At 70.5% G+C, this 20548-nt stretch carries 20 protein-coding genes; 10 read left to right on the top strand and 10 right to left on the bottom strand.

What is annotated here, in order from left to right:
* The first annotated feature begins 270 nt into the window (after window positions 1-270).
* Window positions 271-1155, top strand: a complete 885-nt coding sequence (locus RT2_RS17425; RefSeq protein WP_072846051.1) for an MBL fold metallo-hydrolase — start codon at window positions 271-273, stop codon at window positions 1153-1155.
* 48 nt (window positions 1156-1203) lie between these two features.
* On the opposite strand, the gene RT2_RS17420 is transcribed toward RT2_RS17425, so the two are convergent.
* From RT2_RS17420 to RT2_RS17410, 3 genes are all read right to left on the bottom strand, one after another.
* Window positions 1204-1395: a hypothetical protein gene (locus RT2_RS17420; RefSeq protein WP_072846066.1), complete on the bottom strand. Its 192-nt coding sequence runs from the start codon at window positions 1393-1395 to the stop codon at window positions 1204-1206.
* Window positions 1396-1623: 228 nt separating this feature from the next.
* Entirely contained in the window at window positions 1624-2754 is a 1131-nt protein-coding gene (locus RT2_RS17415; RefSeq protein ID WP_072846050.1) for an acyl-CoA dehydrogenase family protein, read from the bottom strand.
* Window positions 2755-2763: 9 nt separating this feature from the next.
* Window positions 2764-3933, bottom strand: a complete 1170-nt coding sequence (locus tag RT2_RS17410) for an acyl-CoA dehydrogenase family protein (protein ID WP_072846049.1) — start codon at window positions 3931-3933, stop codon at window positions 2764-2766.
* Between the two features lie 180 nt (window positions 3934-4113).
* Here RT2_RS17410 and RT2_RS17405 point away from each other — a divergent pair, with 180 nt between their 5' ends.
* Window positions 4114-4716 carry a TetR/AcrR family transcriptional regulator gene (locus RT2_RS17405; RefSeq protein ID WP_072846065.1) on the top strand — a complete coding sequence of 201 codons (603 nt, stop codon included), beginning with the start codon at window positions 4114-4116 and terminating at the stop codon, window positions 4714-4716.
* A gap of 3 nt (window positions 4717-4719) precedes the next feature.
* On the opposite strand, the gene RT2_RS17400 is transcribed toward RT2_RS17405, so the two are convergent.
* Window positions 4720-5928 (bottom strand): hypothetical protein, encoded by a 1209-nt coding sequence (locus RT2_RS17400; protein WP_072846048.1) that lies wholly within the window; start codon window positions 5926-5928, stop codon window positions 4720-4722.
* A gap of 91 nt (window positions 5929-6019) precedes the next feature.
* The gene (locus RT2_RS17395) at window positions 6020-7669 is read right to left on the bottom strand and encodes an NERD domain-containing protein (protein ID WP_072846047.1); all 1650 of its coding nucleotides are present in this window, start codon (window positions 7667-7669) and stop codon (window positions 6020-6022) included.
* 124 nt (window positions 7670-7793) lie between these two features.
* Between RT2_RS17395 and RT2_RS17390 the strand changes: the two genes are divergently transcribed.
* The 5 genes from RT2_RS17390 (at window position 7794) to RT2_RS17370 (ending at window position 11838) form a co-directional block, all read left to right on the top strand.
* A complete protein-coding gene (locus RT2_RS17390) occupies window positions 7794-8171 on the top strand; it encodes an excalibur calcium-binding domain-containing protein (RefSeq protein ID WP_072846046.1) in 378 nt (125 codons plus the stop codon).
* A 165-nt stretch (window positions 8172-8336) separates the two neighbouring features.
* Window positions 8337-8924 (top strand): histidine phosphatase family protein, encoded by a 588-nt coding sequence (locus RT2_RS17385; RefSeq protein WP_072846045.1) that lies wholly within the window; start codon window positions 8337-8339, stop codon window positions 8922-8924.
* Window positions 8925-8952: 28 nt separating this feature from the next.
* On the top strand, window positions 8953-10602 hold the full coding sequence (locus RT2_RS17380; protein WP_371851181.1) for a hypothetical protein: 1650 nt from the start codon (window positions 8953-8955) through the stop codon (window positions 10600-10602).
* A gap of 111 nt (window positions 10603-10713) precedes the next feature.
* Window positions 10714-11187, top strand: a complete 474-nt coding sequence (locus tag RT2_RS17375) for an SgcJ/EcaC family oxidoreductase (RefSeq protein WP_072846044.1) — start codon at window positions 10714-10716, stop codon at window positions 11185-11187.
* Window positions 11188-11229: 42 nt separating this feature from the next.
* Window positions 11230-11838, top strand: a complete 609-nt coding sequence (locus tag RT2_RS17370) for an AMIN-like domain-containing (lipo)protein (RefSeq protein WP_072846043.1) — start codon at window positions 11230-11232, stop codon at window positions 11836-11838.
* Between the two features lie 77 nt (window positions 11839-11915).
* Here the strand turns inward: RT2_RS17370 and RT2_RS17365 are convergent, their stop codons facing one another.
* Together RT2_RS17365 and RT2_RS17360 are read right to left on the bottom strand one after the other, a co-directional pair.
* Window positions 11916-14420, bottom strand: a complete 2505-nt coding sequence (locus tag RT2_RS17365) for an ABC transporter permease (protein WP_072846042.1) — start codon at window positions 14418-14420, stop codon at window positions 11916-11918.
* A gap of 15 nt (window positions 14421-14435) precedes the next feature.
* Complete coding sequence (locus RT2_RS17360) at window positions 14436-15230, bottom strand: ABC transporter ATP-binding protein (RefSeq protein WP_072846041.1); 795 nt, start codon at window positions 15228-15230, stop codon at window positions 14436-14438.
* A 161-nt stretch (window positions 15231-15391) separates the two neighbouring features.
* Between RT2_RS17360 and RT2_RS17355 the strand changes: the two genes are divergently transcribed.
* Complete coding sequence (locus RT2_RS17355; protein ID WP_072846040.1) at window positions 15392-16168, top strand: deoxyribonuclease IV; 777 nt, start codon at window positions 15392-15394, stop codon at window positions 16166-16168.
* Window positions 16169-16179: 11 nt separating this feature from the next.
* Here RT2_RS17355 and RT2_RS17350 read toward each other — a convergent pair whose 3' ends face one another.
* Together RT2_RS17350 and RT2_RS17345 are read right to left on the bottom strand one after the other, a co-directional pair.
* Window positions 16180-16512 carry an ArsR/SmtB family transcription factor gene (locus RT2_RS17350; RefSeq protein ID WP_072846039.1) on the bottom strand — a complete coding sequence of 111 codons (333 nt, stop codon included), beginning with the start codon at window positions 16510-16512 and terminating at the stop codon, window positions 16180-16182.
* Window positions 16509-16982: an SRPBCC family protein gene (locus RT2_RS17345; protein ID WP_072846038.1), complete on the bottom strand. Its 474-nt coding sequence runs from the start codon at window positions 16980-16982 to the stop codon at window positions 16509-16511. The genes RT2_RS17350 and RT2_RS17345 overlap by 4 nt, the downstream gene beginning before the upstream one ends.
* A gap of 150 nt (window positions 16983-17132) precedes the next feature.
* On the opposite strand from RT2_RS17345, the gene RT2_RS17340 reads away from it, so the two are divergent.
* Window positions 17133-17651 (top strand): hypothetical protein, encoded by a 519-nt coding sequence (locus RT2_RS17340; protein WP_072846037.1) that lies wholly within the window; start codon window positions 17133-17135, stop codon window positions 17649-17651.
* Between the two features lie 49 nt (window positions 17652-17700).
* The gene (locus RT2_RS17335) at window positions 17701-18627 is read left to right on the top strand and encodes a D-isomer specific 2-hydroxyacid dehydrogenase family protein (protein WP_072846036.1); all 927 of its coding nucleotides are present in this window, start codon (window positions 17701-17703) and stop codon (window positions 18625-18627) included.
* Between the two features lie 109 nt (window positions 18628-18736).
* On the opposite strand, the gene RT2_RS17330 is transcribed toward RT2_RS17335, so the two are convergent.
* Window positions 18737-20479, bottom strand: coding sequence for a DEAD/DEAH box helicase (locus RT2_RS17330; protein ID WP_072846035.1), 1743 nt, complete (start codon window positions 20477-20479; stop codon window positions 18737-18739).
* Between the last annotated feature and the right edge of the window lie 69 nt (window positions 20480-20548).

Genomic DNA, 20548 nt, shown 5'->3' with positions numbered 1-20548 from the left:
CCATCGAAGCGGCGGGCGCAAACCCGCATTCTCTGGCTGGTGGGATTGTCTCCGACTTCGTCCTACCTCGTGTCCCGCACCTCTCGGTCCGGGTCGGTGTCCGTGTCGCTCTGACTTGGAATAAGTTACGCGAGTAGATCGCGCTTCGCCAAATCGCCTGGTCAAGGCGCCATTCCTCACTCCGGACGCCTTGCGAACCTGGCATTTCGGGTCCACAGAGGGCGATGATGGAGTCCAGCGCATTCGCACGGAGACAGGCGAGGCAGTCCCATGACGACTTGGCACCGAATCTCCCAGATCGCACGCGGGGTCTGGAGCATCACCGAACCAGGGCACGTCAGCCTGTGGCTGATCGTCGGCACCGAACAGGCCCTGCTGTTCGACACCGGCATGGGGTTCGTCCCCCTTCGCCCCGTCGTCGAGTCGCTTACTGCCCTACCGGTACGGGTGGTCAACTCGCACGCGCACTTCGACCACGTCGGCGGCAATCACGAGTTCGACCGGGTGGCGATCCACCCGACCGGCGTCGACGCGCTCGCTGTCCCGGCGCCCTCTCATGTGCTGGACACCTATCTCGCCCACACCGATCGAATGGTGCGTGCGTCGGAGTCCGTCCGCGGCGTCGACCGCGACTACCTGCACCTGCTCGATGCCGACAGCACTCCCTGCCGCCCGCCGGCCGGTGTCGTGCGGCGATCCTGGCGCGTCGCTCCCCCGGCGCCCACCGAGACAGTCGGCGACGGCGACACCCTTGACCTCGGCGGGCGCACCGTGACGGTGCTGCACACTCCCGGCCACACCCCGGACAGCATCTGCCTGCACGACTCCGCGAGCGGGATCCTGTTCGGCGGTGACACCGTCAACTCCGGGCCTATCTACGCGCACGAACCCGAATCGGATCTCGCGGACTTCGCGGCGAGCACCGCGCGACTGGCGGCGATGAAGGACAGCGTCTCGTTGGTTGCGATGAACCACTTCGGCCGGATTGTCGCCGCGCCCTATCTACTGCAGGAGGTCGCCGACGCCTTCGAGGTCCTGGCCGGCAAGCGTTCGGGGGCGCGCCGGTCTCGGGACGTCCTCGGCGCGGTGGTCGACGAGATCGAGTTCGCCCATTTCTCGATCATCGTCGAACCCGCCCGCGTGACCGCGGGGTGACGGGCGGCACAACGCGGTATCCCCACGCGCGCACCCGCCGGACACCGCTCAGGCGGACCGGTCCAGCCTGCCCTGCGCCTGGGCGCGCATCTTCAGCAGGTACAGCCCCGACACCGACGCCACGATCAGCGAGAGCACCGTCGTCACGGCGTCGAGGTTATAGATCGCCACGCCGGCGCCCACCAGCCCGACGAGAAACACGCCCAGGCAGAGGACCCTGAGTCCCGCACGGATGTTCATGGATGTTCCCTTCGCGAGAATCCGCAATTCGCGTTGCCCACCCGCGTGCACCTGACGTGAATTCTCGATGTACCAGTCGTCGCTAAAGTTTCCGTAAAGAGGATAGGGCCGTTCGGGCGGAGATCGGCGGAGGCGCGACGGGGCGAGGCGGACCAAAACGTGAGGCCCCGCCGACCGTGCTGGTCGGCGGGGCCTGGCTCGGTACTCCGGTACCGACGAGTCGAGCAGTTACGAGATGTCGACCTTGTCGTAGCTCGCGACCTGTCCGGCGAGTACCCGCAGGTGGTCGTCGGCGCTGCCCAGCGTGTGGTCGATGGCGATCAGACGCGAGACGTAGTGTCCGACCGGGTATTCAGCCGTCATTCCGATACCGCCGTGCATCTGGATCGCCTCGGCGCCGATCTCCCGCGCCACGCGGCCGATCTGAAGCTTGGCCCGCGAGGCGACGATCGGGTCGACGACCCCGTCGGCCAGCGACATCGTCGCGTACAGGCTCATGCTGCTGGCCAGCTCGAGCCGAACATACATGTCGGCGGCGCGCTGGGTCAGCGTCTGGAACTTGGCCAGCGGGACCCCGAACTGCTTGCGCTGCTTGAGGTATTCGGTGGTCAGACGCAGTGCCTCGGACATGGCTCCGACGGCCTCCGCGCACAGTGCGGCCTGGGCGCGGACCTGCGCCGCGGTGATGGCCGCCGACGCGTCGCTCCCGTCGCCGAGCGCCTTGGCCGGCGCCTCCACGAGGTCGACCTGCGCGCCGCGCAGTCCGTCGTGGGTGGCGTACTTGGTCCGGGTGACGCCGTCGGCGTCGACGTTGACCAGGAACAGGCCGACGCCGCCGTCCGGCAGGGCCGCGCTGACCACGAGGATGTCGGCGCAGTCGCCGTGCAGCACCGGGTTCTTGCGGCCGTTGAGGATCCAGCCGTCGCCCTTCGGGGTCGCCGTGGTGCTGACGGCCGCCGCCGGCCAGCGGGTACCCGGCTCGTCGTGCGCGAAGGCGAGCAGGATGCCGCCCTCGCTCAGCGTCGGCAGGACTGCGGCCCGCTGCTCGGCGGAACCGACCTCGGCGATCAACCCGCCGGGGACGAGCACCGCGTCGAGGTACGGTTCCGGCGCCAGCGAGCGGCCGATCTCGTTCATCACGGCCATCGTCTCGACCGGTCCGGCACCCATTCCGCCGTCCGCCTCGGCGAACGGCAGCCCGAGCAGGCCGATCTCGGCGAAGTTCTTCCACACGTCCTGGCTCCAGCCGAGGTCGGTGGCGATGACGGCGTTGCGCTTCTCGGCGTCGTAGCTGCGGCCCAGCAACTCACGGGTCGTGTCGCGCAGCATGCCCTGTTCGTCATTGAGTTCGAAATCCATGGCTGCGCCTCACAATCCGAGGATCGAGGAGGCGATGATGGTGCGCTGCACCTCGCTCGATCCGCTGTAGATGGATACCTTGCGGTAGTTCAGGAAGGTCGGGGTGGCGTGCTGTGCCCAGGCCGGCGAGGCGATGTCGGCCGCCTCGAACGGCAGCGAATCCGGGCCGGCCACATCCATCAGGATCTCGGTGGCGGCCTGCTGCAGCTCGGAGCCACGAAGCTTGAGCAACGACGACGCCGGGTTCGGCTTGCCGTCGGCAGAACCCGCGACGACACGCAACTGGGTGAGCTCGAGCGCGACCAGCTCGTTCTCCAACTCGGCGAGGCGGGCGGCGAACAGCGGGTCCTCGAGGAGGATGCCCTCCCCGATCTTGGTCTGCGCGGCCAGTTCCTTGGCCTGTGCGAGGCGCACCTTCGACGACCCCACCCGGGTGACGCCGGTGCGCTCGTTGCCGAGCAGGAACTTCGCGTAGCCCCAGCCGGCGTTCTCCTCGCCGACAAGGTTCTCGGCGGGGACGCGGACGTCCTCGAACCACACCTCGTTGACCTCGTAGCCGCCGTCGATCAGCTTGATCGGGCGGACCGTGACACCCGGCGTCTTCATGTCGATCAGCAGGAAGGAGATGCCGGCCTGCCGCTTGGGCGCGTTCGGGTCGGTGCGCACCAGGCAGAAGATCCAGTCGGCATGCTGGGCCAAGGTGGTCCAGGTCTTCTGGCCGTTGACGATGTAGTCGTCGCCGTCGCGGACCGCGCTGGTCTTGAGCGAGGCCAGGTCCGAGCCGGCCTCGGGCTCGGAGAAGCCCTGGCACCACCAGATGTCGAGGTTGGCGGTCGGGGGGAGGAACTTCTCCTTCTGCTCCTGCGAACCGAAGGCCGCGATCACCGGGCCGACCATGTTGGCGTTGAAGGCCAGCGGGTCCGGCACCGAGGCGAGCTGCATCTCGTCGAGCCAGATGTGGTGCTGCACGGGAGTCCAGTCCCGGCCGCCCCACTCGGTCGGCCAGTTCGGCACCGCGAGTCCGGCGGCATTGAGTGCCTGCTGGGCGGTGACGAAGTCCTCGCTGGTCAGCGTGCCCGCAAGGGTCCGCTCGCGAACCTCCGCGGGGACCTGGGTGGTGAAGAACGTCCGCATCTCGTCGCGGAACGCCAGTTCCTCGTCGGTGAGTTTCAGGTTCATGGTGTGCCTTCTGTGTCAGATCGAGGGCCGGGCTTACCTGGGCTCGAGGAACCGGTTACGGGTCCAGCCCGTCAGAAAATAAGCATTCGCTCATAATCTAAGCGCATGCTTATACTGACCGGGCCGATGGGCGTTGTCAAGGAGCCGCACACCGGACACGAGCGAGAACGGGAGGCATCGATGACGACGCTGGACGACGGCGTGCTGAGCACCTCCAAGGCCGCCGCCCGCATCCGGGCCGCCGCGATCGAGGCGTTCGCCGAGAAGGGCTACGGCGGCACCACCACCCGCGACATCGCCGCCCGCCTGGGCCTCAGCCCCGCCGCCATGTACCCGCACTACAAGTCCAAGGAAGAGCTGCTCTACGCGATCACCTACGAGGGCCACGTCCGGTGCGTGGAAGTGCTGACCGCCGCCGACCACGTGGACGATTCGCCGTCGGTCCGGCTGCGGTCAGTGGTGGGCGCGTTCAGCGGCTGGCACGCCACCCACCATGCCCGCGGACGGGTCGTCCAGTACGAACTGACCGCACTCTCGCCGGAGCACTACCGCACGGTCATCGGCCTGCGCCGCGACATCAGCCGAATCGTCAAGCGCATCGTGCGGGCCGGTGCGGAGGACGGCAGCTTCGTGGTGCCCGACGTGGAGGGCGTCACCCTGGCGATCAACTCGCTGTGCGTGGACGTGTGCCGCTGGTTCCCCAGCGGCGGCATCACCGAACCCGAGGCCGTCGCCGACCTGTACTCGGAACTTGCCCTGCGTCTGGTCGGCGCGCAGGACTGACGGCTACGCCGAACCCCCGCCGGGCCGCGACCGGGTGGTCAACGCCAGGATGTCGCCGTAGAGCACGTCCTGGTAGCCGAGCATCAACGCCTCGACCTCGCCGAACTGGTCCCCGACGTGGTGGGTGTTCTGCGCGGACAGCTCCCGGTTCCCGGACCGGGCGATGAGGTCGTCGATCCGGGAGTCCAGGCTCAGGGTCCGCTCCACCGCCGCCATCGACCGCAACTGGTCCTCGGCCTGGCCCAGCAGGTCGCCGATCCGGGCCAACGCCGCCACCCGCTCCACCAGCTGGTCCCAGACGGGTTCGAGCGCCCGCTGCCTGGCCTGGATCTGATCCCGGGCGGCCTCGACGCGGGCCGAGCGCAGGGCCACCGCCAGCTCGGCACCGATCCCCCGCAGCGCGACGGCGTCCACCGCGATCTGCGTCAGTTCCTCGGCCAGGTCCAGTTGTACCCGCTGGACGGCGAAGTGCTCGGAGTGCCAGGCCGCGGACCCCTCGATCCGGTCGAAGAGCGTGCCGGCGAGGAACAGCAGTGCATCGACGGGGTCCACGAACCGCTCGCCGTCCAGGTCCGATCCGGCCCCCAGCACCTCCGCGGCCCGCTTGCTCGCCGCGGCCAGTGCCGTCCCCACCGACCGCGCCGCGATCCGGTCGGCCGCCGCGCCGAACGCGGCACCCAGCACCTGCTCGACCGGGCGACGCTCGCCGGGCAGCGACGCGGGGGTGCGTTGCAACGCCACGAACAGGGCCTCCCGCTGCGCCGGCTCGAGGTGCATGCCGTCGCGCCGGTCCCGGCGGATGGCCCGCACACCGCTCGCGTAGTGCGCCCCGGACATCACCACGGCAGACCGCGCGGCCTGCAGGCGGCGGGCCAGTTCCGTCGCGCGGTACCCGGCCACCAGTGAGGCGGCACCCGGGCGCGACTGCGCCGCGCGCTGCTCGAGACGCGTCTGCTCGTCGGTCAGCAGGCGCAACTGCGTGAACCCGAGGATCGTGGGGACACCGCGACCGGCGCGGCGTCGGTTGGTCAGCACCTGCCGGGTGGGCTCGTCGAGGTACCCGGCCGCGATCAGCACCGCGGCGTCGTCGGACAGCTCGCTTGGGCCGCCCTCGATTCGCGCCTGCTCGCACCACCGCCGAACCTGCCGCGAGATGCGCTCACGCCGCTGCGCGGCCGTCTCGCCGCCACGGCCCTGCACGCCATCCGACATCGCGCCCTCCCGTTGTTCCGGGTCGCCGCCACCGCGCCCCAGACCACCACTGTCCCAGAAATTCGCCGGGCGTGACGGCCCGCTCCCTCTCCTAGAGGCCCAGCCGGCGGGCCAGCTCCTCGCCACCGACCTCGCGGATCAGCGCCGGTTCGCCGCACACCACCAGCTGGTCGCGCGCACGGGAGAGCCCGACGTACAGCCGTTCCCTCGAACGCTCCTGTGCCACTTCCTCGTTCACCGCCAACACCACCGCCGCACGTTCGAGCCCCTTGAACCCGAGGACGTGGCCGTAGAACACCTGCTCGGTGTCCCAGAAGCTCTTCCAGTAGGCCTCGTTGCCCTCCCGCTGCCGGCCCACCTGCTCGGGGTGCCTGCTGCCGGTGGCGAGCAGCGCCAGATCCTCGGGGCGCCAGCCGTCGCCCAGGAGGAGGTCCACCTGGTCGTCCGCGACCGCCAACGCGTCCGCCGCCGAGCACGGCACGAACCGCACCTCCGGGCCCTCCCCGCCGAGCAACCGCATCCGCTGCCCGACGAGCGGGACGAACGCGCCCGCGATCTGCCTGGTGTTGCGCAGGTTGTGGTCGAGCACCAGCGGCACCAGCTGGACCGGGGGCACGCCCTGCCGGTCGAACACCCGCTGGCCCTCGTCGCTGAAGACGTAGATCCCGCCGGACTCGTCGTCCTCGAGCGCCGCGAGGATGGGCTGCCACCAGGCGTCCGCGAAGTCCTGCGCCTCGTCGATCACCACCGAGTCGAACCGCTGTCCGGGAGGCAGGGCCGCCGCGAGTTCGGCCATGGTGCGCGGCAGTTCCTGCTCCCAGAACCGGACGGTGTCCGCGGTGCGGAGGGATTCGTCCGGCCCCTCGGGCGCGCCCCACAGCTGGCCCAGCGCGTGGAACTCGCCGACGTACGCCGGACGCTCGCGCCGCGGCCAGGTCTCCGCGAGGCGCCCGAGGTACGAGGCGAGGCCGTGCGAGTAACAGATGAGCGCCACCCGCTGCCCCGACTTCGCCAGCCGCCTGGCCTGCTCGACGGCGAGGAACGTCTTGCCGCTACCCGCACCGCCACGCACCTCGACGCGATTGAGCAGCGCCGTCGCGCGAAGAATCGTGGCCTGCTCCGCGGACAGCGCGTTCGCCGCCTCCTCGTGGGCGATCGACCGGGAGACCACATCGCGCTGGGGAAGTCCGCGGCCCGCGAGCGCGTCGGCGAGCTGCTCCACCCCGAGCGGTGTCAGCCCCGGCCGGTCCATCTCGTTGCCCACCAACACCTTCCACATCCTGGACACGAGCTGGTCCAGTTGAGACCGGTCGACCACCTTCCAGCGCGGGCAGTCCGGCAACGCGAAGTCGGCACCGATCTCGGAGTTCGGGAAGACCACCATGTGGTCCCAGTGCAGCCGGCCCTGGCTCCAGCGCGGATCGTCCTCGACGAATCTGCGGAGCGCGTAGCACGATTCGCGGACCTGCCGCACCGGGTGGATCGGGGTGGGCCGACCGCGCCGGTCCTGGAGCCAGTTCGACCCGTCGTGCCAGATCTCGCCGCCCTTGACCTCGAGGCAGACGATGCCCTGCCCCTCGATGGCGACGACGAAGTCGATCTCGTGGTCCTTCTGCCGGTCGGTGACGCGCTGGTTCGCCACCACCAGGTCGCCGTCGCCGAGTTGGCCCAGCAGCGCCTCCCATACCGCCTGCTCGGCTGTGTTCACCAGGCGCGGGGTCTCGGGAATGCGGGTCACCATGGCTGACAGCTTGGCACGAAATCGGACATTTTCGCCGCGGTATCCACCGCCGCAGACGAATTGAAGACCGATCGGTATGCCGGATACCCTTCCTGGTCCACCCAACGACGAAATTGGAGAGTTCATGAAGCTTCGACGGCTGGCCCTCGCACTGCTCGGGTGCGCATCAATAGCCCTGGCAGGCACTACGACGGCGACGGCGTCCACCCTCGCGGACTTCCTCCCCGCCGAGGTGGTCGCCCTGATCCCGAGCGGCTCTGCCGACTCCGTGGCCCCGTTCCTCCCGCCGTTGCCGGCCCCGCTTCCGGCCCCGGCACCCCAGGCCGCCCCCGCTCCCGCGCCGGTCCCGGCCCCGGCGCCGCCCGTGCAGGCGAAGCCGAACCGGACGTACAAGAACTGCGCCGAGGCACGCAATGCCGGCGTCACTCCGATCTACCGCGGCGAGGCCGGCTACGCCGCGCACCTGGATCGCGACAACGACGGAATCGCCTGCGAGAACTGACACGTCCGTGTTCGGTGACTGCCCCTCGTCTACGGACGGGGGCAGTCGCGTGTCACTCGCCTGTGTGGCGCGCGGGCGGCGCCCACGACCCGAGGCCGGCTCTCACACCCGGCCGAGGCTGGCGCACGGGCGGTCGCCGATGTCCGGTGCTAACCTGCGGCGACTATGACGTACTTGGCTCTGGTGCGACACGGCGAGACCGACTGGAACCGCCGCGGCAGACTGCAGGGGTCCTCCGACATCCCGCTCAACGACACCGGTCGCCGTCAGGCCGGCCTGGCCGGGATCGACCTGGCCCGAAGGCACTGGGACCTGTTGGTCAGCTCGCCGCTCTCCCGCGCCGGCGAGACCGCCGACATCATCGGCACCCATCTGGGACTCGAACGCGCCGCCACCTACTCGGACCTGGCGGAACGGCACTTCGGGGAGGCCGAGGGCAGCACCAACTTCGAGGCCTACGACCGCTGGCCGCACGGGCGGTATCCCGGGCTCGAGCCGCGGTCGGAGGTGCGGCGGCGCGCGCTGCGGAAGATCGACGACCTCGCCCGCGAGCACCCCGGGTCCGCGATCGTCGTCGTAACCCACGGCGGTGTGATCCGGACGGTCCTCGACTCGTTGCTCACCCACCGGTCGCCGCGGATCGCCAACGCCGGCGTCAGCACCCTGCGCCATGACGGACAGCGATGGGTCGTGGGCAGCATCAACGGCGTCGCGGTCGCGGACGGCTCGACACTCCGGCAACAAAGCCGGTGACCACCGAATCTCGTGCGACACTCGACCGGTGAGCTCTTATGGTGCCGGCCGAGATCGTTCACGCCTACTACCGATCGCAGCCGTGGTCGCGGTCGGACTGCTGTGGCCGGCGACCGCCGTCGCCGCGCCGCCGAACCGGCCAGCCGACTGCGTCCCGTTCGGCACCGCGCAACTGCCCCCGGGCGCACCTTCCGGTGGCGGGCAGGCCGGGCTGACGAATCTGCCCCCGTTCACCGGCCAGAACGCTCCGACGAGCATCGAACTGCGCACTCCGACAACGCAGTTCAACCGATTCTGGGACTTCGCCCTGGTCGGGCACGATCTGTTGACCCGTCCCCGAGCCGACGCCGGCGCCGCGGCCGAGCCGTGGCGGTACGTGCCGATGCCGGAATGCCTGCGCGGGCGACTGGTCGCCATCTCGCTGGACGACGACGAACTGATCGCCGTGGACGACAACGGCTGGATCTACACGATGGACAACGCCTCCCAGCACCCGGTGCTGTGGAACTGGACGTCGGCCTGGGGAGCGCCGCTGTGGATCGGACCGGGCCGGCAACTGCCCGGTGCCACGCCCAACGGCTGGGCGCTGAGCATCTCCTCCCCATGGGACAACCAGACCTTCACCGACATCGCCGGACGCATCCACTACGTCGGGTACGGGAAGATGACCATGGTGCCGACACTGACCGGCGACGGCAGCCGCATCACCTACGCGGATCCGTGGCTCCCCAACGACGACAGTTACGAGATCGGCGGACCGCTCGGCGGCCGGTTCCGGTCCACTTCGCTGTCCGCGGCGGGGTCGACCACGTTCGTCGCCAACCAGTACGGCGACATGTACACCCGCACATTCGATTTCGACTCGTCCGGTTCGGACTCGATCTTCTTCCGCTACAGCTGGGACGACCAGTCCGACAAGCCGACCGCACCGAACCTGGTGGCCGAGACCCTCGACCGCAGCACCGCCGCGATCCAGCTGCCCGCGCCGGACTGGGTACACCAGCCCAAGATCCCTGGCGAGATCACCTCCGCGATCAGCGTGCACTCCACCGGCCCCGGACCGGGCCGCCGTGAGCTGCGGGTGGAGGGCAGCCGCGACGGCGAAACGGGTTTCTGGCACAAGGATCTGAGCGCAGACTCCTGGGATTTCACCCCCACCGGCGCCGCCCCGCTGGGCACCCCGTTGGACAACTCCGCGGCGGACCGCTCCGCAGACACCCTGGCGCCGCCCGCCCCCTGGAACCTCTCGACGACCCTGCCCGCCCGGGACGCCGCCATCGACGGCCAGGTCCTCATCGACATCGGCTTCCCGTACACGGTCGTCGACCCGCGCCTGCTCGACGCGGTCGGCCAGCACGCCGCACCGTCCGGCTACCGCCTGTCGGTGGACCACTTCGACCCGGCCGCGACCACTCGCCCCGCCACGGTGACGGCGCCCGACGGGACGACGCTGCCGGTGGTCCTGCACACCGCCGACGGGCTGCGGATGACACCGCGCGGCGCCGGCCTCGACGCCGAGCCCCGGCACCTCGTCGGCGCCGTCGAGATTCCCGCCGACGCATACGCCGCCCGCGCGTCCGACCCGGCACTCGACGCGTTCGTCCGGGACTGGATGCGCGGCAAGCAGATCGCCGCGATCACCCTCAGCGCCACCGACCACGACCTGGTCGTCCGCTGACGTTTCAGACCCTCCGGCGACACCCCGCTGGCTACACTTGTCTCTGCCAGCGGGAACCCTTCGAGCGTTCGTCGAGCGCCCCTGCGCCGACGGGGAATTCAGGGCAGCACCATGCGCAATGCCGTCGCTGTTCGACTCGCCGCGATCACCGCGGTCCCACTCGCCGTCGTCACGGCCTGCTCGAATCCGGCTTCCGAGGCCCGGCCCTCGCCGGACGAGATCACGGGGCTGTTCACCGAATGGAACGACGCCCTCGCCACCGGTGACCCGGACACCGTGGCAGCGCTGTACGCCCCCGACGCGGTCCTCATCCCGACGCTGTCCAACGAGGTGCGCACCGACCACGCCGGAATCGTCGACTACTTCGTCGGGTTCCTGCCCGTCCGGCCCAGCGCGGTGATCCAACAGTCCGTCGTCACCGTTCTCGACGCCGACGACGCGATCGACGCCGGCGTCTACCGGTTCACGCTTCACAAGACGGACGTCCCGGAGACCGTCGACGCCCGGTTCACCTTCGTGTACCAGAAACAGGACGGCAAGTGGCTGATCGTCAACCACCACTCCTCGGAGATGCCGGAGGAATGACCACTCCTCCGGGGAAGTGCCGGGCGTGAATACCCTGGACGAATGAAACCGCAGAAGTCCCTGGCCCCTGCGGCGGCGGCCGTTCTGGCCGGCGTCCTCCTCCTCACCGGCTGCTCGAACGGGACCGAGACCGCGGCCCCGAACTCGGCGACCGTGCCGGTGCCCGTCGTCTCGGGGTCGCCCTCGACCTCGACGCCGACCGTCCCGGCGCCCACCGGCGGCACCGAACCCGAGCGCGCCGATGCCTCCCCGGACGCGTTGCTGACGGTGACCGGGCTGCGGATCGGCGCACACCCCGGCTTCGACCGCGTCGTGTACGAGCTCGGCGGCACCGGCGCCCCCGGCTGGGCCGTGCAGTACGTCGACCACGCCGTCCAGGACGGCAGCGGCGACGTGCTCGACGTCCCGGGGAGCTCGCTCCTCGAGGTGCGGATCACCGGCACGGGCTACCCCTTCGACACCGGCGTCGCGCCGTACGGCGGCCCGAACCCGCTGCCCGGCGGCGAGGCCACCGGGCTCACGCAGGCGCGGATCAGCACCGTGTTCGAGGGCACCACGCAGTCGTTCGTCGGCCTCGACGGCGAGCGTCACCCGTTCACGGTGTCCCGGCTGGACGACCCGACCCGCCTGGTCGTCGACATCGCGCGCTGATCCACAACGACGAACGGGCGGTTCCCGGGTACGTCACTCGACGTCTCCCCCGGCAACCGCCCGTTCGGTGGTGTGGATCAGAGCCCGGCGATCGCCTCCAGCGGGCGGGTGCGGGCGGCCCGGGCGGCCGGCCACAGCGCGGCCAGCACCCCCACCACGCCCGAACCCAGCAGCATCGCCGCCACCTGGCCCCACGGCACCGCGATGACGTTGAGACCCTGGTCGGCGAGGGTGCTCACGAAGCCCCACCCGAAGGCGAGTCCGAGCAGCACCCCGACCGCCGCGCCGAACACCGCGATCAGCACCGACTCCAGGTAGATCGTCCGGCGCACCTGCGCCCGCTGCATGCCGACCGCCCTGAGCATGCCGATCTCGCGGCGACGCTCGACCACCGACAGCGCCAGCGTGTTCACGATCCCGAGGATCGCGATCACCACCGCCAACGCCAGCAACCCGTACAGCACCGCGAGGAGCGTGTCGATCTGCTGGCCCTGGGTGCCCTTGAACTGCTCGCGGTCCTGGACCTGCACCACCAGGTACCGGTCGGTGGCCTTCTCGAGGTCGGCCCGCAGCGCGGCGACGTCGGTGCCCGGGGCCGCCTTGACCAGCACCGCCCAGTCCGCCCGCATCTGCGGGGGCGTCAGCTTCTCGTAGACGCTCTGGGTCACCAGCCAGTTGCCGAGCATCTGGCTGTCGGCGTAGATGCCGGTCACCGGCACAGTCACCTCGACGCCGTCCCGGTTGGTCATGGTGACCGGCGACCCGACGGTCCAGCCGTGCTTGCCCGCGTACGTCGCGGACGCCAGCATGCCCTCGCCCGACAGCTCCGCGCTGCCCTGCTCGAGGGTGTAGTCGAGGACGCCGCCGAGTTGGCCGCCGACACCGGTGCCGACCTCGTCCCGGTCGTCGATCTTGACCGAGGTGAAGTGCAGCGCGACGGCGTCGGACACCCCGGGCAGGGCCGCCACGGCGGGCGCCGCACCGACCGGGACGCCGATAGCCTGCGGTCCGGTCAGGATGTAGTCCGCGCGCACCCCGGCGTCCACGAGCGTGTCGACGCTGGCCTTCGCCGACGACCCGAACACGCCGATCACCGAGACCAGCATCAGGCCGAGCGTCAGCGCGAACGCCGTCGCCGCCGTCCGTCGCGGGTTGCGCACCGAGTTGGTGCGGGCCAGCTTGCCGACGGCGCCGAACGGGCGGCCCAGCACCGCGCCGAGACCGCCGACCACGGGCAGGGACAGGGCGGGCGCCGCCAGCAGCACCGCGAACACCAGGGCCGCGGCCCCGACGCCGACGGTCGCAGCGGCGCCGCCGCCGGTGCCACGCGAACCGGCGACCAGGGCCACGACTCCCACGACCGCGAGTGCGGCACCGACCAGCGTGCGGACCCGCAGCGAGTCACCCGTGGAGGCGAACTCCTCGCGCATCGCCGCGACCGGCGGGATCTTCGCCGCTCGCCGGGCGGGGGCGTAGGCGCTGACCACGGTGACCAGCACGCCGACCAGCAGCGCGACGATCACGGTGCGCGGCGCGAGCGCCAGCGAGCCCGACGGCAGCCCCACGTCGAAGGAGTTGAGCAGGCCGCGCAGCCCGTATGCCAGCCCGACGCCGGCCGCGATTCCCAGGGCGCTGCCGAGGACGCCGACCACCAGCGCCTCGAGTACCACCGACTGGCCGACCTGCTTGCGGCTGGCGCCGACCGCCCGCAGCAGCGCCAACTCGCGCAGGCGCTGGGCGACGATCATCGAGAAGGTGTTGTAGATGATGAACGTGCCGACGAGCAGGGCGATCGCCCCGAAGGCCAGCAGGAAGTAGTTGACGAAACTCAGCGCCGAGGTGACCTGGGACTTGACCTCGTCGCGAACCTCGTCGCCGGTCTGCACCTTCAGGTCCGGCAGCGCCGCGGCCACTCGATCCCGCAGGTCGGCCTGGGATCCGGTACCCGCGACGTCGAGGTAGTCGGCGTGGGCGCCGTCGGTGAACAGCTCCCGTGCCTGCGCGTCGTCGAAGAGCACCCCGATGAATCCGCCGGAGTCCGTGGGGGTCTGGTAGATGCCGGAGACGGTGACGTCGAGGACGCCGTGCGAGGGGACCAGCACCTGAGTGGTGTCGCCGGCCGCGAGCCCGGCCTTACGGGCGCCGCCCTCGTTGAGCGCGATCTCGCCCGGCCGAGACGGGGGCGTCCCGGCGACGAAGGTGTCGGGCTTGGCGATCGCCCGCTCCGGCGGGATGTACGACATGCCGAGGCTGGGCGCGCCGCCGGTCTGCACCGGCTTCTTGTCGGAGCCGAGCAGCACGAGCTGACCGTCCACCGAGGGCACCACCGTCCGGACCCCGTCGATCGCCTCGACCGTGGCGACGTCGGCGAGCGGGACGCCGCTCGAGCCCGTCTCGTTGCTGCTGACCCGGACGTCGACGCCCTGCGCGGCGTCCTCGAACAGCCCGTTGAAGGTGCGCTGCAGGGTGTCGGTGAAGATGAAGGAACCGGAGACGAAGGCGGTACCGAGCACGACCGCCAACACGGTCAGGGCAAGGCGGACCTTGTGCGCGGCCAGGTTCCGCAGAGAAACCTTGCGCATGGGTGAGGCCACGGATCAGACCTTCTCGGTGACGGGGACGGCGGACGTGTCCAGGCGCTTCATCCGGTCGAGCACCGACTCGGCGGTGGGGTCGCGCAGCTCGTCGACCACCTTGCCGTCGGCCAGGAACACCACCCGGTCGGCGTAGCTCGCGGCCCGCGGGTCGTGGGTCACGATGACCACCGTCTGCCCGAACTCGTCGACGGCGGCGCGCAGGATGCTTAGCACCTCACCCGACGAGTGCGAGTCCAGGTTGCCGGTCGGCTCGTCGCCGAAGATGATCTCCGGGCGGCCGGCCAGTGCGCGGGCGCAGGCCACACGCTGCTGCTGGCCGCCGGACAGCTCGGAGGGCCGGTGGTCGAGGCGGTCCCGGAGCCCGAGCCGGGTGACCACGCTGTCGAGCCACTCCTGGTCGGCCTTACGGCCGGCGATGTCCAGCGGCAGGGTGATGTTCTCGAGCGCGGTGAGCGTGGGGACCAGGTTGAACGCCTGGAAGACGAAGCCGATCCGGTCACGGCGCAGCGCCGTCATCTGCTTGTCGGACAGCCCGGTCAGATCGGTGTCGCCGATGAGCACCGAACCCGAGGTCGCCGCGTCGAGGCCCGCGAGGCAGTGCATGAGCGTCGACTTGCCGGACCCCGACGGGCCCATGATGGCGGTGAACTCGCCGCGGGCGAAGTCGGCGGTCACCGCGTCGAGGGCGGTGACCTGGGTGTCCCCCGTGCCGTAGGTCTTGGTCAGATTCACCGCCCGCGCGACCGTGGCGGTGGTGGTGGGCGCGGTGGTCGCGCCGAGGGCATGCGAGCTCATGACTGCCTTTCGTCCTGATCTGGGCCGGGCTCGTGGATGCGAACGCATCCCATCGTTGCGGTCCCCGCACCACGATGCCATCCGGGAAGCCCCTGATCTTTCGCATCGGGGGAATCCCCGCACCGAAGGTACTTGTCGATGCCTCGTCCTAGGCTGTACCCATGCGCATCGGAGCACACGTACGCGAGGACGACGACCCCATCGGCGCCGGCGAGGCGCTCGGCGCGGACGTGGTCCAGCTGTTCCTGACGGATCCGCAGAAGTGGAACAAGGTGACCGAGCATCCCAGGGCGGAGCAGATCCGGGCCAGCCCGATCGACGTCGTGGTGCACTCGTCCTACGTCATCAACGTGGCGAGCCTGAACAACCGCATCCGCATCCCGTCCCGCAACGCCGTCGCCCAGCAGGCCAAGGCGGCCGCGGACCTCGGCGCGATCGGGCTGGTGGTGCACGGCGGCCACGTGCGTGACGGCGAGGACCCGGCGGAGGGGTTCGCGAACTGGCGCAAGCTGTTCGAGCGGCAGGCCGACAAGGGCGGCTTCGAGGTGCCGATCCTGATCGAGAACACCGCGGGCGGGGACGCGGCGATGGCCCGCCACTTCGACGACATCGCCCGTCTCTGGGACGCGGTCGGCGACTTCGGCGCCGGCTTCTGCCTCGACACCTGCCACGCCTGGGCGGGCGGCGAGGAACTGGTCGGCGTGGTGGAGCGGATCAAGGCGATCACCGGGCGTATCGACCTGGTGCACCTGAACAACTCCCGCGACGAGTTCAACTCCGCGCGCGACCGTCACGCGAACCTCGCCGACGGCACCATCGATGCGGAGGTGCTCGCCGCGGTGGTGGTGGCCGCGCAGGCGCCGGTGATCCTCGAGACCCCGGCGGACGGCGTCGCCGAGGACCTCGCCTACCTGCGCGAGGCCGTCGGCGACGCCTGAACCGTTGCCGGCTACAGCGACTCGGCAATCCGCTTGATCTCGGCGAGCCGGGCGTCCCACTGTGCACCGATGGACTCGAGCCGACGGCCCACAGCGCTGAGGACCGCGCCGAGCGCGCGGTAACGGACCTCACGCCCGACCGGGACCCGTTCGACCAGTCCGGCCGCCTCGAGCGCCGCGAGGTGCTTGGCGATGGCCTGCCGGCTCACCGGCAGGCGATCGGCCAGCGCCGATGCGGACAGATCCTCGCGGCCGAGCAGTTCGAGGATGCCCCACCGGGTGTCGTCTGCAAGCACTGCGAACACCGCCGTCGGCGACACAGTCGGCGACTCCCCCACCCTCATGCCGATACCGCCTCCAGGTAGGCGACGAGCTCGTCGAGTTCGCCGTCCCAGCCCTGCCGGTTGCTCTCGAGCTGGCCGCGCCGGATCTCCTCGTCGTCGCTGATCCGGTCGAAGCCGGTTTCGACGACGGTGAGCACGGTCGTGGCACCCTCCTCGACGAGGGTGAACCGGGCCTCGGTGGCGCGGTCGACGTCGAACTCGCCGGACTGCGTGTACCACCGGTAGGCAAAGTGGTCCGGCTCGGCGACCTCGGTGACCACCATCGGGAAGACGCCGTGGTCGGGCCAGCCGAAGCTGCCCCGGGCACCAACCTCGAGCGCGTCGAGGGTGGCGGTCTGCCCGAACCACTTCGCGATGTGTTCGGGGTCGGTGAGCGCCCGCCACACTGCGGCGCGGGGCGCGTTCACGACGACCGTGCGACTGACCGTGTACCGGTCTGCGTCGACGACTGCTGCCTGGGTGTTCGTCATGTCGAATCTCCTGTTCGGGGGACCACCTTCTGACTGCAACTCAATGGTTGCACTAATTCCCCTGACATGCAACCTTCAGGTTGCATACAGGGTGGCGGCGCAAACATGTCGCTACCGGAATCCCTGCCGATCAATTGTTAGGGTTGGCAAGTGAATTCGCTGGTTGATGCCCTCAGTTCCGGAACCGCGCCGTGGTGGGCGGTCCCGGCGTCGATGGTCGTCGGGGTGCTGCTCGGGGTGTTCGCGGTCCGCCGCGGCCGGCCCGCGACGGTCGCGGCCCCCACCGCGCCCGACCCGCAGGTGCGCTCGATCTACGTCCGTTTCCTCGCCGCCACGGACCGCGCCCACAACGCCGTCGTCGACGTGGACAGCGGTGTACTCGCGGAGGCCGACCTGGTCCACGCGCTCGAGTCCGACGACCCGAGCCTGCGCGCCCTCGCCCAGGCCATCGTCGAACTGGACGAACTGGTCAACGAGTTGCGGATCCTCGCGCCCGCCCCCGTCGTCGACTCCGCGGTCACGTTCTTCGGCTTCGTCACCGACTCCACCATCGACGGCGTCCACGACTGCGACGAGTTCCGGGACCGGTACACCGCACGCAAGTCCGCCCTCGTCGACGCCATCCGGGACTCGCACGGCGAGCGCCGGCTGGCCGCCAAGGCCCGGTAGCCGGGTTCCACACCGACCCGCGCACACCACCCGCACCGAGAGGTCACCGATGCCGACCCGCCCAGCACCCCGAATCCACCTCGGCCCCGAGGGGGATCCCTTTCTCGCCGAGGGAATCCGCCGAGGCGGCGGGGTCCTGGTCCCGCTCGACGAGGCCGAGGCCGTCGTCTGGGCACAGGGCCCCGACACGTTTCCCGGCGCCCTGCCGGACACGGTCCGCTGGGTGCAGCTCCCGTTCGCGGGCATCGAGCCGTGGCTCGCGGCCGGCGTCGTGGATTCCGCCCGTTCCTGGACGTCCGCGGCCGGTGCCTACTCGGGCAACGTCGCCGAGCACACCATGATGACCCTGCTGGCCGGGGTGCGGTCGCTGCGCGAGCAGCTGAGCGCGACGTCCTGGCGCAAGGACGAGTTCGACCCGCGGGTGGGCACCGTGCAGGGCACCACCGTGGCGATCGTCGGCTGCGGCGGCATCGGCCGCGCCCTGATCCCGTACCTCGCCGCATCCCGGTGCCGGATTCTCGCGGTCACCCGCTCGGGCGTCCCGGTGCCGGGCGCAGACGAGACCTTGCCCGCGGACAGGGTCGGCGAGGTGTGGTCCCGCGCAGACCATTTCGTCATCGCGGCACCCGCGACCGCGGCGACCCGACACCTGGTCGGTAGGTCGGAGCTGGCGCAGATGTCGCCGTCGTCGTGGATCGTGAACGTCGCACGCGGGACGCTGATCGACACCGACGCACTGGTCGACGCGCTGCGCGCGGGAACGATCGGCGGCGCCGCCCTCGACGTCACCGACCCGGAGCCGCTGCCCGACGGCCATCCGCTGTGGACACTGCCCAACGCGCTGATCACCCCGCACGTGGCGAACCCGGCGACCGGGCTGCCGCGGGCCCTCGCCGACCACGTCGCGGGCAATGTCGCCCGCTTCGCGGCCGGCGAGCCGCTCGCCGGTGTCATCGACCCGGTGGCCGGTTACTGAACCGGCGGCGGCTTCCGGTCGTCACCGCGTTCACCGCGCCCGCGGGCTGACGCCCGACACAGACGAAAGCGCCCGGCCACCAAGGTGACCGGGCACTCTTGCGTTCCCGTCAGTAGCGCTCGCGCCGCGGCTTGCGGTCGAACTTGCCACCGTCACGCGGCGGCCGCTGCCCGGGCGGGCCGTCGTCCAGGGTCAGCTGGATGAGCACCCCGGAGATGCGGGTGCGGCGCAACGCCTCGAGGGTCTCGTCGGCGAGGTCCACGGGCAGCTCGACCAGGCTGTGGTCCGGCCGAATGCTGATGTGGCCGAAGTCGCTCCGGCGCAGTCCGCCCTCGTTCGCGATGGCACCGACGATGGCGCCGGGCGCCACCCGGTGCCGCTTGCCGACCGCGATCCGGTAGGTGGCCAGTTCCTGGCCCTCCTTGCCGACCTTCGGCGCGTCGTCGAACTTCCGAGCGGGACGCTCCGCGCGGGGCTCGCGCTCCCGGCGCGGCGCCGGCGGCGGCTCGGGCGGCATCAGGAAGGACTCGCCGTCGCGGGAGAGCACGGCCAGGGCGGCCGCGATGTCCGCGAGCGGCACGTCGTGCTCGCGCTCGTAGTCCTCGATCAGGCCGCGGAAGAGCGCCAGGTTCTCCGAGCTGAGGCTCTCGGTGATCGAGTCACCGAACTTGGCCACCCGCTGCGCGTTCACGTCCTCGACCGAGGGCAGCTGCATCTCGGTCAGCGGCTGCCGGGTCGCCTTCTCGATCGCCTTGAGCAGGTGGCGCTCCCGCGGGGCGACGAACAGCAGCGCGTCGCCGGTGCGGCCCGCGCGGCCGGTGCGGCCGATCCGGTGCACGTAGGACTCGGTGTCGTGCGGGATGTCGTAGTTGACCACGTGCGAGATGCGGTCCACGTCCAGGCCGCGAGCGGCCACGTCCGTCGCGACCAGGATGTCGAGCGTGCCCTTCTTGAGCTGCCCGATGGTCCGCTCACGCTGCGCCTGCACGATGTCGCCGTTGATGGCGGCGGCCGAGAACCCCCGCGCCCGAAGCCTTTCGGCGAGGTCCTCGGTGGCCTGCTTGGTGCGGACGAAGATGATCATCGCCTCGAAGGTCTCGACCTCGAGGACTCGGGTCAGCGCGTCGAGCTTGCGCTGGTGCGCGACCTGCACGTACCGCTGCGTGATGTTCGGCGCGGTCGACGTCTTGGTCTTGACCGTGATCTCGACCGGGTCGTGCAGGTACTGCTTGGAGATCTTGCGGATCGCCGCCGGCATGGTCGCCGAGAACAGCGCCACCTGCTTGTACTCCGGGGTGTCGGCGAGGATCCGCTCGACGTCGTCCTGGAAGCCCATCTTGAGCATCTCGTCGGCCTCGTCGAGCACCAGGTAGTCCAGGTGCGAGAGGTCGAGGGTGCCCTTCTCCAGGTGGTCGATCACCCGGCCCGGCGTGCCGACGATGATCTGCGCGCCCCGGCGCAGCCCGGACAGCTGCACGCCGTAGGCCTGGCCTCCGTAGATGGGCAGCACCTGCAGGCCCGGGATGTGTGCCGAGTACTTGCCGAACGCCTCGGCAACCTGCAGGGCGAGCTCGCGGGTCGGCGCCAGCACCAGCGCCTGCGGCCGCTTCTGCGTGGTGTCGATGCGGGAGAGGATCGGCACGGCGAAGGCGGCGGTCTTGCCGGTGCCGGTCTGTGCCAGGCCGACCACGTCGTTGCCCGCCATCAACGGCGGGATCGTCGCGGCCTGAATCGGGGACGGCGACTCGTAGCCGACATCCGACAGCGCCCGAAGCACTCGTTCCTCGATGCCGAGATCGGCAAAGGTGGTGATGTCAGCTTCGGGCTCGGGGTACTGCTCCGTGTCACTCATTTCACCAGCAGTTTAACGCGTGGTATCAACGGTGCCCGGTAGCGCCCTGGCCGACCCGCCATACTCGGT

The organism is Rhodococcus tukisamuensis NBRC 100609 (genome assembly GCF_001894985.1).
Classification (GTDB): domain Bacteria; phylum Actinomycetota; class Actinomycetes; order Mycobacteriales; family Mycobacteriaceae; genus Rhodococcus_G; species Rhodococcus_G tukisamuensis.
This window is presented reverse-complemented; position numbering and strand designations above follow the sequence as displayed.

Bases quoted from the DNA above. Each gene is read 5' to 3' on its own strand.
- RT2_RS17370 (WP_072846043.1), top strand. From the start codon at position 11,230: ATGAAACCGCAGAAGTCCCTGGCCCCTGCGGCGGCGGCCGTTCTGGCC.
- RT2_RS17375 (WP_072846044.1), top strand. From the start codon at position 10,714: ATGCGCAATGCCGTCGCTGTTCGACTCGCCGCGATCACCGCGGTCCCA.
- RT2_RS17390 (WP_072846046.1), top strand. From the start codon at position 7,794: ATGAAGCTTCGACGGCTGGCCCTCGCACTGCTCGGGTGCGCATCAATA.
- RT2_RS17330 (WP_072846035.1), bottom strand. From the start codon at position 20,479: ATGAGTGACACGGAGCAGTACCCCGAGCCCGAAGCTGACATCACCACC.
- RT2_RS17400 (WP_072846048.1), bottom strand. From the start codon at position 5,928: ATGTCGGATGGCGTGCAGGGCCGTGGCGGCGAGACGGCCGCGCAGCGG.
- RT2_RS17350 (WP_072846039.1), bottom strand. From the start codon at position 16,512: ATGAGGGTGGGGGAGTCGCCGACTGTGTCGCCGACGGCGGTGTTCGCA.
- RT2_RS17410 (WP_072846049.1), bottom strand. From the start codon at position 3,933: ATGAACCTGAAACTCACCGACGAGGAACTGGCGTTCCGCGACGAGATG.
- RT2_RS17395 (WP_072846047.1), bottom strand. From the start codon at position 7,669: ATGGTGACCCGCATTCCCGAGACCCCGCGCCTGGTGAACACAGCCGAG.
- RT2_RS17385 (WP_072846045.1), top strand. From the start codon at position 8,337: ATGACGTACTTGGCTCTGGTGCGACACGGCGAGACCGACTGGAACCGC.
- RT2_RS17365 (WP_072846042.1), bottom strand. From the start codon at position 14,420: ATGCGCAAGGTTTCTCTGCGGAACCTGGCCGCGCACAAGGTCCGCCTT.
- RT2_RS17360 (WP_072846041.1), bottom strand. From the start codon at position 15,230: ATGAGCTCGCATGCCCTCGGCGCGACCACCGCGCCCACCACCACCGCC.
- RT2_RS17405 (WP_072846065.1), top strand. From the start codon at position 4,114: ATGACGACGCTGGACGACGGCGTGCTGAGCACCTCCAAGGCCGCCGCC.
- RT2_RS17415 (WP_072846050.1), bottom strand. From the start codon at position 2,754: ATGGATTTCGAACTCAATGACGAACAGGGCATGCTGCGCGACACGACC.
- RT2_RS17420 (WP_072846066.1), bottom strand. From the start codon at position 1,395: ATGAACATCCGTGCGGGACTCAGGGTCCTCTGCCTGGGCGTGTTTCTC.
- RT2_RS17355 (WP_072846040.1), top strand. From the start codon at position 15,392: ATGCGCATCGGAGCACACGTACGCGAGGACGACGACCCCATCGGCGCC.
- RT2_RS17345 (WP_072846038.1), bottom strand. From the start codon at position 16,982: ATGACGAACACCCAGGCAGCAGTCGTCGACGCAGACCGGTACACGGTC.
- RT2_RS17335 (WP_072846036.1), top strand. From the start codon at position 17,701: ATGCCGACCCGCCCAGCACCCCGAATCCACCTCGGCCCCGAGGGGGAT.
- RT2_RS17425 (WP_072846051.1), top strand. From the start codon at position 271: ATGACGACTTGGCACCGAATCTCCCAGATCGCACGCGGGGTCTGGAGC.